At 68.1% G+C, this 13883-nt stretch carries 11 protein-coding genes and 1 pseudogene; 8 read left to right on the forward strand and 4 right to left on the reverse strand.

The window, feature by feature from the left end; all coding sequences use genetic code 11:
• Positions 1 to 51: 51 nt before the first annotated feature.
• The 3 genes from LRM18_RS06555 to LRM18_RS06565 form a co-directional block, all read right to left on the reverse strand.
• Positions 52 to 2121, reverse strand: coding sequence for an EAL domain-containing protein (locus LRM18_RS06555; protein WP_053463571.1), 2070 nt, complete (start codon positions 2119 to 2121; stop codon positions 52 to 54).
• A gap of 91 nt (positions 2122 to 2212) precedes the next feature.
• The gene (locus tag LRM18_RS06560; protein WP_049464420.1) at positions 2213 to 3397 is read right to left on the reverse strand and encodes an NAD(P)/FAD-dependent oxidoreductase; all 1185 of its coding nucleotides are present in this window, start codon (positions 3395 to 3397) and stop codon (positions 2213 to 2215) included.
• A complete protein-coding gene (locus LRM18_RS06565; RefSeq protein ID WP_049464421.1) occupies positions 3394 to 3942 on the reverse strand; it encodes a YaeQ family protein in 549 nt (182 codons plus the stop codon). The genes LRM18_RS06560 and LRM18_RS06565 overlap by 4 nt, the downstream gene beginning before the upstream one ends.
• A 125-nt stretch (positions 3943 to 4067) precedes the next feature.
• Between LRM18_RS06565 and LRM18_RS06570 the strand changes: the two are divergent.
• A pseudogene (locus LRM18_RS06570) lies at positions 4068 to 4910 on the forward strand (pseudouridine synthase); the annotation flags it as partial.
• Positions 4911 to 4950: 40 nt separating this feature from the next.
• Here the strand turns inward: LRM18_RS06570 and LRM18_RS06575 are convergent.
• A complete protein-coding gene (locus LRM18_RS06575) occupies positions 4951 to 5439 on the reverse strand; it encodes a YaiI/YqxD family protein (protein WP_057493784.1) in 489 nt (162 codons plus the stop codon).
• A 303-nt stretch (positions 5440 to 5742) separates the two neighbouring features.
• On the opposite strand from LRM18_RS06575, the gene LRM18_RS06580 reads away from it, so the two are divergent.
• The 7 genes from LRM18_RS06580 to LRM18_RS06610 all read left to right on the forward strand — a co-directional run bounded on the left by LRM18_RS06580 (position 5743) and on the right by LRM18_RS06610 (position 13879).
• Entirely contained in the window at positions 5743 to 5952 is a 210-nt protein-coding gene (locus LRM18_RS06580) for a cold-shock protein (RefSeq protein ID WP_005416210.1), read from the forward strand.
• Between the two features lie 185 nt (positions 5953 to 6137).
• On the forward strand, positions 6138 to 6827 hold the full coding sequence (locus tag LRM18_RS06585; RefSeq protein WP_057493783.1) for a glutathione S-transferase: 690 nt from the start codon (positions 6138 to 6140) through the stop codon (positions 6825 to 6827).
• A 32-nt stretch (positions 6828 to 6859) separates the two neighbouring features.
• Positions 6860 to 8425 (forward strand): YdiU family protein, encoded by a 1566-nt coding sequence (locus LRM18_RS06590; RefSeq protein WP_270952698.1) that lies wholly within the window; start codon positions 6860 to 6862, stop codon positions 8423 to 8425.
• Between the two features lie 370 nt (positions 8426 to 8795).
• The gene (locus tag LRM18_RS06595; protein ID WP_182068376.1) at positions 8796 to 10307 is read left to right on the forward strand and encodes a right-handed parallel beta-helix repeat-containing protein; all 1512 of its coding nucleotides are present in this window, start codon (positions 8796 to 8798) and stop codon (positions 10305 to 10307) included.
• A 22-nt stretch (positions 10308 to 10329) separates the two neighbouring features.
• A complete protein-coding gene (locus LRM18_RS06600; protein WP_270952701.1) occupies positions 10330 to 11619 on the forward strand; it encodes a carbohydrate porin in 1290 nt (429 codons plus the stop codon).
• A gap of 35 nt (positions 11620 to 11654) precedes the next feature.
• Complete coding sequence (aroD, locus tag LRM18_RS06605) at positions 11655 to 12506, forward strand: type I 3-dehydroquinate dehydratase (protein ID WP_270952703.1); 852 nt, start codon at positions 11655 to 11657, stop codon at positions 12504 to 12506.
• A gap of 53 nt (positions 12507 to 12559) precedes the next feature.
• The gene (locus tag LRM18_RS06610; protein WP_231353060.1) at positions 12560 to 13879 is read left to right on the forward strand and encodes an MFS transporter; all 1320 of its coding nucleotides are present in this window, start codon (positions 12560 to 12562) and stop codon (positions 13877 to 13879) included.
• Positions 13880 to 13883: the final 4 nt, after the last annotated feature.

Below are 13883 nucleotides of genomic sequence, written 5' to 3' on the forward strand. Positions count from 1 at the left end.
CGGCAACCCTGGGTACCAAAGGCTGCCGGCCAGCGGCCGGCGCTTCCTCGGTCACCCGAACTCGAAGCCCATCTCCGGCAGTGCCGGGCCGACGAAGTCGCCCTGCACGTAATCCACGCCGGCACTGAACAACAGGGTCATCGAGTTGGCATCGCTGACGAACTCGGCAATGGTGCGGATGCCCGCTTCCTGCGCGCGCGCGGTGATCTGGCTGACGCGGTCGATGTTCTCGCGGGTGGCGGCCAGATCGCTGGTGAAGCCGCGGTCCAGCTTGAGGAACTGCGGCTGGAAGTGGGCCAGCAGCTGGAACGAGTCCAGGCCCGAACCGAACTGCTCCAGGCCGATGCGGCAGCCCAGTGGTGCCACTTCAGCGAGGAACTGCTGCGCACTGCGCAGGTGGGTGAATACCTTGGCTTCCGGCGCATGCAGCCACAGCCGTTCGCCCGGCACGCCCTGCGCCTGCAGCTCGCGGCGCAGGGTGGCGATCATCTGCGGGTCATCGAACGATTCCGGCGTGACCTTCACCAGCACCTGGGTGGCATGGCCCGCGCGTGCGCGCTCACCCAGCACTGCGATCGCCTGCGAGACCACCCAGCGGTTGATGTCGGCCAGCAGCCCGTGTTCCTCGGCGATGCCCAGGAACGCGGTCGGGCTCAGCAGCTCGCCGTTGTTTTCCAGGCGCAGGTAGGCCTCGTACAGCTCCAGCGGCTCGCCCTGCAGATTCAGCACCGGCTGGTAGTGCAGCTGGAAGCCGTCGCCGGCCAGTGCCTCGCGGATGCGGGCGACCCAGCGCAGCACGCGCTCTTCCTCGACCCGGTCGGCAGCGGCCGGATCGAAGATGCGGCAGGTATTGCCCAGCTCGGCGGCGGCCTGCGTGCATTCGCTGGCGCGCGCCAGCACCTGGCCGATGCTGGCGATCTTCTCGCCGACCTGCACGCCACCGATGCTGACCGTTACCGTGGCCGAACGTGCGCCGATGCTGAAGACATGCGCGGCGTAGGCCTCGCGGATGCGCTCGGCCAGCGCCACGGTCTGCGCGTAGGGCCCGGCCTGCAGCACGGCAAAATTGTGTTCACCGAAGCGGGCCAGCTGCGCGTCCTCGCCGACCACGTCGGCCAGCAGCCCGGCAAGGGCGCCGATCAGGGTGTCGGCCGAGGCCAGGCCGATGTCCGGCAGCAGGCGTGCGTAGTGGTCCGGCTCGATCAGCAGCAGGCCGAACTGGCCTTCGCTGCGCCCGGCCTGGGCCACTGCGCTTTCCAGCTGCAGCATGAAGGTCGGGCGATTGAGCAGGCCGGTGACCTGGTCGCGCTGGCGCAGGTCCTCGACCTCGCGCGCCAGCTCGGGGTCGAACTCCATGCGGCGGCGGAGCACCACCTGCAGGCAGGACTCGCCCTCGTAGGTGGCCGCGGCAAATTCCATCGTCGCCGGGAACGCACTGCCATCCTGGTGGCGCGCGTCGAGCTGGTACTGCGGCGGCGGCGCCTCGCCACGGCTGAGGCCCTTCAGCAGCTGCTTGAAGCCCTCCACGTGCTGGGCCGCGACCATGTCCAGCAGCGAGATGCCCTCGATGTCGTCGAAGTGCTCGTAACCGAACATCTCCAGGTAAGCGTCGTTGGCACGGATGTGCATGCCTTCATGCACGTAGGCGATCGGGTCGCGCGAGGAGGCGATCAGTGCGTCGCAGCGGCGCTCGGTCTCGCGCATCTGCGCCTCGATCCGGCGCAGGCCGCGACGCGCCTGCAGATCGACCCATTGGTCGCGGACCACGGCGAGCAGGTGCTCGGGGCGCTGGCGCAGGGCCAGGGCACGGATGCCGTGGCTGCTGGCCTGCACCAGCTCGTCCTCGTCGATGCGCTCGGCCAGCAGCACCAGTGGAATGTCCTTGCCGCTGGCGGCGATGTGCTGGGCGGCCAGCTGCAGCGGGATGCCCTGGGAGGGCGAGGCCAGCACCAGGTCGATGGCCTGGCTGGCCAGCACCTGGGCCAGCTCTGCCGCATCCTGCGGGCGCCACGGGCGTACCGCGATGCCGCTGTTGCGCAGGGTGCTGACGATGGCTTCGGCGTTTTCGCCGCTGTCATCGACAATCAGCAGGCGGATGGTGATGTCGTTCGCGTTCTGCATGCACTGCTCCCCAATCTGCAAATCTAGATACACGATGCGCGGCGAACCGTCCATGCGCGCGCCCCCGGCACGCATCGAACGGCGATGTGGTTCACACCACGCTGCCGGCAGCGTGGCCGCTGGCCCAGGCCCACTGGAAGTTGTAGCCGCCCAGCCAGCCGGTCACGTCCAGCACCTCGCCGACGAAGTGCAGGCCGGGCACGCGCTTGGACTCCAGGGTCGAGGATGACACTTCGGCCGTGTCCACGCCGCCCAGGGTGACCTCGGCAGTGCGGTAGCCTTCGGTGCCGCTGGCCACCAGCGGGAACGCGCCCAGCAGCTGCGCGGCCTGGCGCAGCACCGGCTCGTCCAGCTGACGCACCGGGCGGTCCGGCAGCCAGTGCTCGCACAGGCGCTGCGCCAGCCGCTTGGGCATCACGTCGCCCAGCACGGTGCGCAGCTCGGCGGCGGGCCGCTCGCGCTTCATCTGGCGCAGCCACTCGCCCGCATCCTGGCCCGGCAACAGGTCCAGCTCCAGCGCATCGCCGGGCTGCCAGAACGACGAAATCTGCAGGATGGCCGGGCCGCTCACGCCACGGTGGGTCAGCAGCATGAAGTTCTGGAAACTCTTTCCGTTGCAGCGCGCCTCGACCGGCAGTGCGACGCCGCTGAGGTCGGCCAGCCGCTCCTGGTGCTTGCCGCTCAGCGTCAGCGGGACCAGCCCGGCGCGGGTCGGCAGCACCTGGTGGCCGAACTGGCGGGCCACCTCATAACCAAAGCCGGTGGCGCCCATGCTGGGAATCGACAGGCCGCCGGTGGCAACCACCAGCGAGGCGCAATGGAACAGGCCCTGCGTGGTGTGCACGCGGAAACCATCGCTGCCGTGCTCGATGCGCTGCACGCTGCAGTCGGTCCGGATCTGTACGCCGGCCGCCTGGCATTCGTCGACCAGCATCTTCACGATCTGCTTGGACGAGACATCGCAGAACAGCTGCCCCAGTTCCTTTTCGTGATAGGCAATGCCGTGCTTGTGCACCAGCTCGATGAAGTGCCAGGGCGTGTAGCGTGCCAGCGCCGACTTGCAGAAGTGCGGGTTGGCCGACAGGAAATTGGCCGGTGTGGTGCCGGTGTTGGTGAAGTTGCAGCGACCACCGCCGGACATCAGGATCTTCTTGCCGACCTTGTTGGCATGGTCGATCACCTGCACCTGGCGGCCGCGCTGGCCGGCGGTGATCGCGGTCATCAGCCCGGCGGCGCCGGCACCGATGACCACCACGTCGCAACGGATCGTACTCATGCCTGGGCGCGCTTGCGCCAGTTGGGGATCACGTCGAACTGGTTCTGATCGTTCAGCAGCTGCACCTCGCCGTCCTGGATCAGCACGCTCCAGCGCATGGCGCGCTGGATCTGCTGGCCCCAGCGCTCGACGAAGTCACCGTCCAGATCGACCACCGAGAGATTGTCGAAACGTGCCAGGCCCTTGCCCTGCTTGTTCCACCAGATCTCCGAAGCATTGCCGCCGTAGTTGACCACCTGCACCTGGCGGCTGCGGTTGCTGGCCTTGCGGATGCGCGATTCGTCCGGATGGCCCAGGTCGATCCACTGCAGGATGTCGCCGGTGTAGTCGTGTTCCCACAGATCCGGCTCATCGTCGGTGCTCAGGCCGCGACCGAATTCCAGGCGGTCGCCGGCGTTCAGCGCGAAGGCGAGCAGGCGCACCATCAGGCGCTCGTCGGTTTCGGACGGATGCTGGGCCAGGGTCAGGTTGTGGGTCGCGTAATAGCCGCGATCCATGTCGCTGATCTGCAGTTCGGCCTTGCGGATGGTGGCGGTAAGAGCCATGGGGGATCCGTGGACTAAAGACGACAATGATAGAGGTTTGCCGCAGGGGTGTCCGTGGCTGGGCTGTCTGCAGGCCGTCAACGGTGGCACTCTGGTGCTCTTTCCCCGTGGTCGGAGTGGATGCGATGTGCTTGCCCAGCCGGTTGCAGCTGCCGCCTGGCCCCTGGGCCACCCTGCTGGAGGGCCTGTGTGCGCGTTTCCCGCGCATCACGCGCGCGCAATGGCAGGATCGCTTCGCGCGCGGCCGCGTGCTGGACGCGCAGGGCAGGGTGCTTGCGCCGGATACGCCGTGGAAGGTAGGCCTTGAGATCCAGTACTTCCGCGAGGTGGCCGACGAGCCGTCGATTCCCTTCGCCGAGACCATCGTGCATCTGGACGCGCACCTGCTGGTGGCCGACAAGCCTCACTTCCTGCCGGTGACGCCGGCCGGCGCGCATGTGCGCGAGACCCTGCTGGCGCGACTGGTGGCCCGCACCGGCAACACCGATCTGGTGCCGCTGCATCGGCTGGACCGGCTGACGGCCGGGCTGGTGCTGTTCTCGACCCAGCGGGCGTCGCGCGATGCCTACCAGCGGCTGTTCCGCGAGCGACGCATCGAAAAGGCCTATGAGGCCCTGGCGCCGGCGCTGCCAGGGGTCGCGTTTCCGTTGCAGCGCGACAGCCGGGTGGTACCGGGCGAGCCCTTCTTCCGCATGGCCGAAGGGCCCGGCGAGCCCAACGCGCGCAGCCGGATCGAGCTGATCGAGGCCGACGGCCCGATCTGGCGGTACCGCCTGCTGCCGGAAACCGGCCGCAAGCATCAGTTGCGCGTGCACATGGCGATGCTGGGCGCCCCGATCGTGGGCGACGACCTGTACCCGCAGCTTCGTCAACGCCCTGCGGACGCGGCCGAGGCGCCGCTGCAACTGCTGGCGCAGGGCCTGGCCTTCGACGACCCGTTGGACGGGGCGCGGCGGGTTTTCAGCAGCGGGCGCCGCCTGCGCCTGCCGCCCGAGGGCGGCCAGGCGCTCAGCGACCGGGGCGACGCGCCAGCCAGCGGTCCAGTTCGGCGGCGAACAGCTGCCGGTCACGCGGCCCCAGCGGCGGCGGTCCGCCGGTCTGTACCCCGGCGCCGCGCAGCTCCTCCATGAAATTGCGCATCGAGAGCCGCTCGGCCATGTTGTTCGGCGTGTAGAGCTGGCCGCGCGGATTGAGCGCCACGGCCTTCTTTTCCAGCACCAGTGCGGCCAGCGGGATGTCCTGGGTGACCACCAGGTCACCGGCGCCGACCCGCTCGACGATGGCGCTGTCGGCCACATCCAGCCCCTGCGGTACCTGGATCGAGCGCAGCCAGCGCGACGGCGGGGTGCGGATCCACTGGTTGGCGACCAGGGTCAGCTCGATCCCGACCCGTTCGGCGGCCCGGAACAGGATGTCGCGAATGACGGTGGGGCAGGCGTCTGCGTCCACCCAGATGCGGGGAGACGCGTGTTCAGCGGGGATTTCAGCTTCAGTCATTTACCCAGTGTAGGGTAGGAAAAACCTGAATGGGGACTCGGGGTTAGCCGCGAAAGGCTGCCAGCCCTTGCCACGCCTAGCGGGCGAGGTGTTCCGATGAACGCCGGGGCTATCGCTTTTTGCAGAAAACACGCGTATCGTGCGACCCACTGTGTTTGCTAGGGTCACCGTGAATCGTGGCCTGGTGCAGTTGATCTCACGATCCGCTCATCGATCCGCTTTACCAACGCCTGCAACTCAGTCTCGGCCCCGATACCCGGTGGCTGCGATTTTTTTCAACATGTGTTTCAGGAGTTAGTAAAAATGTCTGAACGTCAGACCGGTACCGTCAAGTGGTTCAACGACGCCAAGGGCTTCGGCTTCATCACCCCGGAAAGCGGCCCGGACCTGTTCGTGCACTTCCGCGCGATCCAGGGCACCGGCTTCAAGACCCTGCAGGAAGGCCAGAAGGTTACCTTCATCGCCGTCCAGGGTCAGAAGGGCATGCAGGCTGACCAGGTGCAGGCGGTCTAATCCGTCTGCTACCGTTGGGTAGCCAGAACGCCGGAAGCGAAAGCTTCCGGCGTTTTTTATTGCCCGCTGTCCTTGCGGCGTCGAGCCGCGCCTGAGTGTTCTCAACGCCAGTCGAGCATGGCTCGACTCTACAAAGGGCATGCACTGCGCGCGGTACGATGTGGCCCTTCCCAAGGATCATCCCCATGCGCATCGTCCACCATCTTGAAAACTCCCGCTCACTGCGCGTGCTGTGGATGCTGGAGGAGCTGGGGCTGGACTACGAGCTGCGCCGCTATCCACGCGATCCGAAGACACTGCTGGCACCGCCGGAGCTGCGCAGGGTGCATCCGCTCGGCAAGTCGCCGGTCCTGCAGGATGGCGACCTGGTGCTGGCCGAGTCCGGCGCGATCCTGGACTACCTTGCGGACCGTTACGACACCCAGCGCCAGCTGTCGCCATCGCCGATGCCGGCCGACGGGGCCGAGCGCTTGGCCTATCGCTACTGGCTGCACTACGCCGAAGGCTCGGCAATGCCACCGCTGTTGCTGACCCTGGTGATGGGGCGCATCCGCAACGCGCCGATGCCGTTCTTCGCCCGCCCGATCGCGCGCAGCATCGCCGACAAGGCCGAGCGCGGCTTCATCGGTCCGCAGCGGCGCCTGCACCTGGACTGGATGGAGCGCCGCCTCGCCGAAAGCCCCTGGTTCGCGGGCGAGCGCTTCAGTGCGGCCGACATCCAGATGAGCTTCCCGATCCAGGCCGCTGCCGCGCGAGGCGGTGGCCTCGACGACAAGCCGGGGCTGCGCGGCTTCCTCAAGCGCATCGGTGAGCGCCCGGCCTACCAGCGGGCCGAGGCCCACGGCGGCCACCTGCAGGCGCTCAGCGGCAATTGAGGCGGGCGGCCGTCGCCCCCATCTTCAACGCCATGGATACCGACAGCCTTCGTTTCGACAACCGCCTGCTGCGCACCCTGCCGGGCGACGCCGAATCCGGCCCACGCCGCCGCGAGGTGCTGGGCGCGGCGTGGTCGCCGGTGATGCCGACGCCGGTGGCGGCGCCCACGCTGTTGGCCTGGTCGGCTGACGTGGCCGCGATGCTTGGCCTGCCCGCCGCCGAAGTCCAGAGCGAAGGCTTTGCGCGTGTGTTCGGTGGCAATGCCCTGTACGCCGGCATGCAGCCGTGGGCTGCCAACTACGGTGGCCACCAGTTCGGTCACTGGGCCGGCCAGCTGGGCGATGGTCGCGCGATTTCGCTGGGCGAACTGGTTGCACCGGACGGGCGCCACTGGGAGCTGCAGCTGAAGGGAGCAGGCCCCACGCCGTACTCGCGTGGCGCCGACGGGCGGGCCGTGCTGCGTTCGTCGATCCGCGAATTCCTGTGCAGCGAGGCGATGCATCACCTGGGCGTGCCGACCACGCGTGCGTTGTCACTGGTCGGTACCGGCGAGGACGTGGTGCGCGACATGTTCTATGACGGCCACCCGCGTGCGGAGCCCGGCGCCATCGTTTGCCGGGTGTCGCCGTCGTTCCTGCGCTTCGGTTCGTTCGAACTTCCGGCGTCGCGTGGTGAAACCACGCTGCTGCAGCAGCTGGTCGATGCCTGCATCGCGCGCGACTTCGCCGAGATTGAAGGGCAGGGCGAGGCACGTTACGGCACGTGGTTCGCGCAGATCGCGCTGCGGACCGCCGAGATGATCGCGCACTGGATGCGCGTTGGCTTCGTCCATGGCGTGATGAACACCGACAACCTGTCCGTGCTCGGCCTGACGTTGGACTACGGCCCCTACGGCTGGGTCGAGGACTTCGATCCGGACTGGACGCCCAATACCACCGACGCGCAGGGCCGGCGCTACCGCTTCGGCACGCAGCCGCAGGTGGCGTACTGGAACCTGAGCCGACTGGCGCAGGCGCTGTCGCCGCTGTTTGCCGATGTGGCGCCGTTGCAGGCGGGCCTGGCGGCCTATGCGTCCACCTTCTTGGCCTGCACGCGCCGCGATGCCGCAGCGAAGCTGGGGCTGGCCGCCGCCGACGATGACGACCTGCAGCTCTACCAGCGCTGGCAGCAGCTGATGCAGGAGGGTGCCATGGACATGACCCTGGCCTGGCGCGCATTGATGCGGCTCGATCCGTTGGCACCGGAGGCAGCGTTGCTCGACGCCGTCTACTACGACCAGGCGCGCCAGCAGGCGGTGCAGGCGCCGTTGCAGCAGTGGCTGCAGGACTACGCGGCGCGCCTGCGCAGCGATCCACTGTCGGCCAGCGAACGCCTGGCGAAGATGACAGCGGCCAACCCGCTGTACGTGCTGCGCAACTGGCTGGCCCAGGAGGCCATCGATCGCGCCGAGCAGGGCGACCTCGGCGGTGTGCACGCACTGCAGGACGTGCTGCGCGAGCCATACACCGAGCGCGCCGGCCTGGAGCACTTTGCCGGCAAGCGGCCGGGGTGGGCCGACCACCGCGCCGGCTGCTCGATGCTGTCCTGCAGTTCCTGAGCGTTCGCCCGGGCGCCGGCCGGCGCCCGCAGAAACAACAACAGGCCTTCGACGGGCGTTCGTGATCTGTTGCGATCGCAGGCAGATTTCATCCGCGCAAGGCGCGCATCTGCTGGCCGGCACCGCAGTCGACGGCGTCGCTGCGCGGCCCGCCTACAACGATGGTCGTACCCGTTAAGTTCGATATTCGCACGCATAGTCGATTATCGCACTTGAATGGTGCAGTGCGATAAACCTAATTTCACTCCACAGTTTCGTAGCAGTCCAAGCGATCCACCCCTGGCGGGGCGAGGGCAGCAGCCGGTCCGGTGCTGAAGCCAGGTGCAGGGGAAGGCCGCCGGATGTCCCTTCACCTGTGCGGAGTGTTCGCATGTCCCGTTGTCTGTCCGTTGTTGCCCTGTCCCTGCTTGCCGTGTTGCCGACGCTGGCGCTGGCCTACCAGGCCGAGCCACCGCGCGCGCCGCTGCAGGTGCTCCGCGTGGATCGCTACGCCGACGACGCCAACGCCGGCTCGCTGCGTTGGGCGATCACCACCGCCAATGCCGATCCGGGCCGCTACCGCATCGAGATCGACGCCGTCGGCGTTGCGCCCTACGTCATCAGGCCGGCCTCGCCGCTGCCGGAGGTCAAGGGTCCGGTGCAGATCATCGGTACGTCCTGGGCGCGCGACGGCCAGTACATCGCCATCGATGGCTCGGCCTACGTCACCGGCAGCGGTACCGATGCTTGCCCTGGCGCCGAGCCAGGGCAGTCCGGCACCAATGTGCGCACAACCTCGCTGCCGGGCCTGGTCCTGCGGGATACCCAGGGCGTGGAGCTGGCAGGCCTGGAAATCCGCAATTTCTGCATTGGCGTGCTGGTCAACCGCTCCAGCCAGAACGAGATCCATGACAACCGCATCGTCGCCAACAAGGGCGGTGCCGGCATCATGCTCACCGGCGATGACGGCAAGGGCCAGTCCACCGCGACCACCACGGTGCACAACCGCATCGTGCGCAATGTGTTCCTCGACAATGGCGATGGCCTGGAGCTGACCCGTGGCGCGGCCTGGAACCTGGTGGCCGACAACCTGTTCCAGTCCACTGCGGCCAACCCGGAACCCTCGCAGGGCATCGAGATCCTGTGGGGCAACGACAACACCGTGGTTCACAACCGCTTCGTGGACTACTCCGACGGCCTGCAGATCAACTGGGGAAACCGCAACTACATCGCGGCCAATACCTTCACCGGGAACTCGCTGGGCCTGAGCATCACCGGCAGCGGCAACGTGGTTGACGGCAACACCATCACCGGCAACGGCATTGGAATCGGCGTGCGCCCACAACCGGTCAGTGCGCCGAACCGCTTCACCGCCAACCGCATCTACGGCAACGGCCTGCCGATCGAGCGCTGCGAAGCGGGCGGTGCCTGCGTGAAGGGCCAGCCGCGGGGGGCCATCGTGTTCGGCGTGCCGGGGCTGGAACATGCCAGCTTCGTCGGTTCACGCGGTCGCGGCGTCGACAGCGATCCCGCCCGGCGCGCGCGCATCTGCACGGCTGCCGGCCAGGCCGACTGCCAGCCCTTGCCGAACCTGGGACAGGCCGCGCCGACGTGGGTCGACGTGCGCGGCGAGGGCGCGCAGCGCCAGTTGAGCGGTCGTTTCCACGGCGTGCCCGACACCCGCTACCAGGTGGAAGTGTTCGGCAACCGCGCTGCCGGCGGCAGCGAGGCCGAATGGATGCTGGGCAGCGTGGAAGCGCGTACCGACGCGCAGGGGCAGGGCCGCTTCACCTTCCCGCTCGCTGCAGCCGTGGATGCTGCCGTGGCCGGCAGCGTGACCGCCACGGTCACCTCGGCGCAGGGCGCCACCTCCCCCCTGAGCGCGCCGCTGTCGCTGCGCTGATCCCCTCTACGAGACTGCGATCATGACACGTCCCACATCCGTTGCCCTGGGTATCCTGGCCACTGCGCTGCTGCCGGCGCTGGCCTGCGCGCAATCGAGCAACCGCTACGAAGGCAGCACCCTGACCGGCGATTGGGGTGGCACCCGCACCGACCTGTTCGAGCGTGGCGTCGCCTTCCGCGGCGACTACGTGGGCGAAGCCATGGGTGTGGTCGATGGCGGCTATGGCGAAACCGGCGCGCGCTACGCGCAGCAGGTGCGCGTGGGCATGGACCTGGACATGGGCCGGTTGGCCGGCTGGAGCGGTGGGGCGTTCCACTTCACCCTCAACGACCGTCGCGGCCGCAGTACGTCGGCGGACCTCGTCGGCAACCGCTTCCCGATCCAGGAAGCCTACGGTGGCCAGTACACCCGGCTGACCGAACTGAGCTACGACCAGACCTTCAACGCCGGCCAGTCGTACTACAAGCTCGGCTACTACGCGATGGGCAACCAGTTCGGCCTGCACAGCCTGCTGACCCATTTCGTCAACGCCGCGTTCTGTGCGCACCCGTTGGCGATGTCCGGCAACAGTGGCTGGTACAACTACCCGGTGGCGCGCTGGGGCGGAGAGTTTGCCCAGCAGATCAGCCCGGCAGTGAACGTTCGAGCCGGCTGGTTCCAGGTCAATCCGAACCTGGGCGGCAACATCGAACGCAATGCCTTCCGTCCGTTCGCCTCGGGCACCACCGGTTCGCTGTTCCCGGTCGAAGTGACCTGGACGCCTGCCAAGGGCAGCCGCTACGCCGGCGTCTACAAGTTCGGCGGATACTACGACACCTCGCGCGTGGCCCAGCGTGGGCTGGACACCTCGCCGACCACCGGTCGCCATGGTGCGTACCTCCTGGCCGAGCAGCGCCTTACGCAGGAGTCGGCCGACCCTTCCCGTGGCCTGACCGCGTTCGCGCAGTACATGGTGTCGGACCGGCAGACGGCGCAGATCAAGCGCTGGTATGCGCTGGGCGGCGTCTACCAGGGCATCGGTCGGCGCGCGCAGGACAGCATCGCCCTGGGCTACGTGGGCGCCGACATCAACAACCGGCTGGTCGATGCGCGACGGGCCGCGTTGGCCGACGGTGGCGTGCCCATCGATTCGCCGCTGTACCACCTCAGCCAGGCCGAGGAGCTGTTCGAACTGTCCTACAGCATCCAGGTGAATCCGTGGCTGATGATCCGCCCGGACGTGCAGTACATCGTCAACCCGGGCACGTTCAACTACAGCGGTACCGACAACGCCTGGGCCGTGGGCGTCCAGGCCAAGGTGACCTTCTGATGGTCGCGCGCTCCATTCCTGCTTGGGTATCTGCCATGAAGATTCCGTTTGCCTCGGTCGTCCTCGCCGGTGCGCTGTGCGCCGGGTCCGTACCGGCCCTGGCCGCGCCCCCGCCGGCGGTACTGCAGGTGGGTTCGCTGCGCATCGGCGAAGGCAGCCCCCGCACCATCGTGCCGATCACCGGTGCCACCGCAGACCTCGCCCTGCAGCAGGCGGCCGCCATCGCCGCCAGCAAGGCCACCGACATCGCCGAATGGCGCATCGACTACCTGGACATCGCCACCGATGGCCAGGCGCTGGTGGCGCTGGGCAAGCGGATCCAGCAGACGCTGGCGGGCAAGCCGGTCATCGTGACCTTCCGTACCAAGGCCGAGGGCGGCGCAAGGCCGATCAGCGATGCCGACTACGGCGCGCTGTACGCCACGCTGCTGCGTGCAGGCGTGGCCCAGCTGATCGACGTGGAGATGTTCCGCGACCCGGCCGTGGTAAGGGCGCTGGTAGCGCAGGCGCACAAGGCCGGGGTGAAGGTGGTGATGTCCAGCCATGACTTCCACGCCACCCCGCCGCGCGAGGAGATCGTCGCGCGGCTGCTGAAGCAGCAGGCACTGGGTGCGGACGTGCTGAAGATCGCGGTGATGCCGCGCGATGCCGGCGACGTGCTGGCCCTGCTCGACGCCACCTGGCAGGTGCGCCAGCAGAGCGACAGGCCATTGCTGACCATGTCGATGGGCGGCACCGGGGTGGTCTCGCGGCTGGCCGGCGAGACCTTCGGGCAGGCGCTGACCTTCGGCATGATCGGCACCGCCTCGGCGCCTGGCCAGGTCGAGGTTGATCGCCTGCAGGACGTTCTGCAGGTCATCCACGCCTCCAGCCAGGCCGGTCACTGAGACCTTCCCCGCCAGACGTTCCATCGCACCATGCTGTTGCAGGAAACCGCGCCATGAGCCATGCCCCCACCGCTGCACCCTCGCTCATCCTGGAACGGATGAGTCCTTTCCAGTGGACCGCCATCGCCATCTGCGTGCTGTTGAACATGCTCGATGGCTTCGATGTGATGGTCATGGCCTTCACCGCGCCACATGTGTCGGCGGACTGGGCGCTGTCGGGCAAGGTGTTGGGGCTGATGCTCAGTGCCGGACTGGTCGGCATGGCATTGGGATCGTTCCTGTTGGCGCCGCTGGCCGACCGCTGGGGCCGGCGGCCGATGATCATCTGCTGCCTGCTGATCCTGACCAGCGGAATGGCGCTGTCGGCGCTGGCGGCCAATGCGTGGCAGCTGGGCGCGCTGCGCGTGTACACCGGCATCGGCATCGGCGGCATGCTGGCCGGCGTGGGCGTGATCACCGCCGAATACGCCAACGCCAAGTGGCGCAGCACGGCGGTCGCATTGCAGGCCACCGGCTATCCGATCGGGGCCACCGCCGGTGGCCTGCTGGCGGCGTGGATGCTGGAGCACTGGTCCTGGCACAGCGTGTTCCTGATCGGTGCTGCGGCATCGCTGCTGTGCATTCCGCTGGTGCTCACGTGCCTGCCCGAATCGCTGGACTTCCTGGTTGCGCGTCGCCCGCCCAACGCGCTGCCGCGGCTGAATGCACTGCGCGCGCGCATGCGCATGCCGGAACTGCCGGCCCTGCCGCCTGCCGCCGTGCGTACGGGGCAGCGGCAGGGCTATGCGGCGCTGTTCGTGGGTGATCTGCGCCGGGTCGCGCTGCTGATCGCACTGGCCTTCTTCCTGCACATGTTCGCATTCTATTTCGTGCTGAGCTGGACCCCGAAACTGCTGGTTTCGGCCGGGGTGTCGGCACAGCAGGGCATCACCGGTGGCGTGCTGCTGAACCTGGGCGGCATCGTCGGCGGCAGCCTGTTCGGCTGGCTCGCTTCGCGCTGGTCGCTGTCGAAGTTGACCGCAGGCGCGCTGCTGCTGGCCATGGTGTCGATGCTGGGCTTCGCTGCCTTCAACACGCGGCTGGGCGTGGCCTTCCCGTTGGCCTTTGTGATCGGCGCGGCGCTGTTCGCGGCGATGGCTGGCCTGTATGCGGCCGCGCCGGTGGTGTTCGCCGCCGACGTGCGGACGACCGGCCTGGGCTGGGCGATCGGCATCGGCCGCGTCGGCGCGATTCTCTCGCCGCTGACCGTAGGCGTGCTGGTCGACCGCCACTGGCAGCCTGCGGCGCTGTATGTGCTGTGCGCGCTGCCACTGCTGCTCGCGGCCTGGGCGTGCCTGGGCCTGCGCGTAGGCGTGGGACAGAAAAGGCGCTGAACCC

The sequence above is a fragment of the Stenotrophomonas sp. PI_27 genome (assembly GCF_027854495.1).
Taxonomy (GTDB): Bacteria; Pseudomonadota; Gammaproteobacteria; order Xanthomonadales; family Xanthomonadaceae; genus Stenotrophomonas; species Stenotrophomonas pavanii.

What these genes read in the sequence shown, in the direction of transcription:
- LRM18_RS06610 (WP_231353060.1), top strand. Translation starts at nt 12,560, where the DNA reads ATGAGCCATGCCCCCACCGCTGCACCCTCGCTCATCCTGGAACGGATG.
- LRM18_RS06565 (WP_049464421.1), bottom strand. Translation starts at nt 3,942, where the DNA reads ATGGCTCTTACCGCCACCATCCGCAAGGCCGAACTGCAGATCAGCGAC.
- aroD (WP_270952703.1), top strand. Translation starts at nt 11,655, where the DNA reads ATGAAGATTCCGTTTGCCTCGGTCGTCCTCGCCGGTGCGCTGTGCGCC.
- LRM18_RS06600 (WP_270952701.1), top strand. Translation starts at nt 10,330, where the DNA reads ATGACACGTCCCACATCCGTTGCCCTGGGTATCCTGGCCACTGCGCTG.
- LRM18_RS06585 (WP_057493783.1), top strand. Translation starts at nt 6,138, where the DNA reads ATGCGCATCGTCCACCATCTTGAAAACTCCCGCTCACTGCGCGTGCTG.
- LRM18_RS06595 (WP_182068376.1), top strand. Translation starts at nt 8,796, where the DNA reads ATGTCCCGTTGTCTGTCCGTTGTTGCCCTGTCCCTGCTTGCCGTGTTG.
- LRM18_RS06560 (WP_049464420.1), bottom strand. Translation starts at nt 3,397, where the DNA reads ATGAGTACGATCCGTTGCGACGTGGTGGTCATCGGTGCCGGCGCCGCC.
- LRM18_RS06555 (WP_053463571.1), bottom strand. Translation starts at nt 2,121, where the DNA reads ATGCAGAACGCGAACGACATCACCATCCGCCTGCTGATTGTCGATGAC.
- LRM18_RS06580 (WP_005416210.1), top strand. Translation starts at nt 5,743, where the DNA reads ATGTCTGAACGTCAGACCGGTACCGTCAAGTGGTTCAACGACGCCAAG.
- LRM18_RS06575 (WP_057493784.1), bottom strand. Translation starts at nt 5,439, where the DNA reads ATGACTGAAGCTGAAATCCCCGCTGAACACGCGTCTCCCCGCATCTGG.
- LRM18_RS06590 (WP_270952698.1), top strand. Translation starts at nt 6,860, where the DNA reads ATGGATACCGACAGCCTTCGTTTCGACAACCGCCTGCTGCGCACCCTG.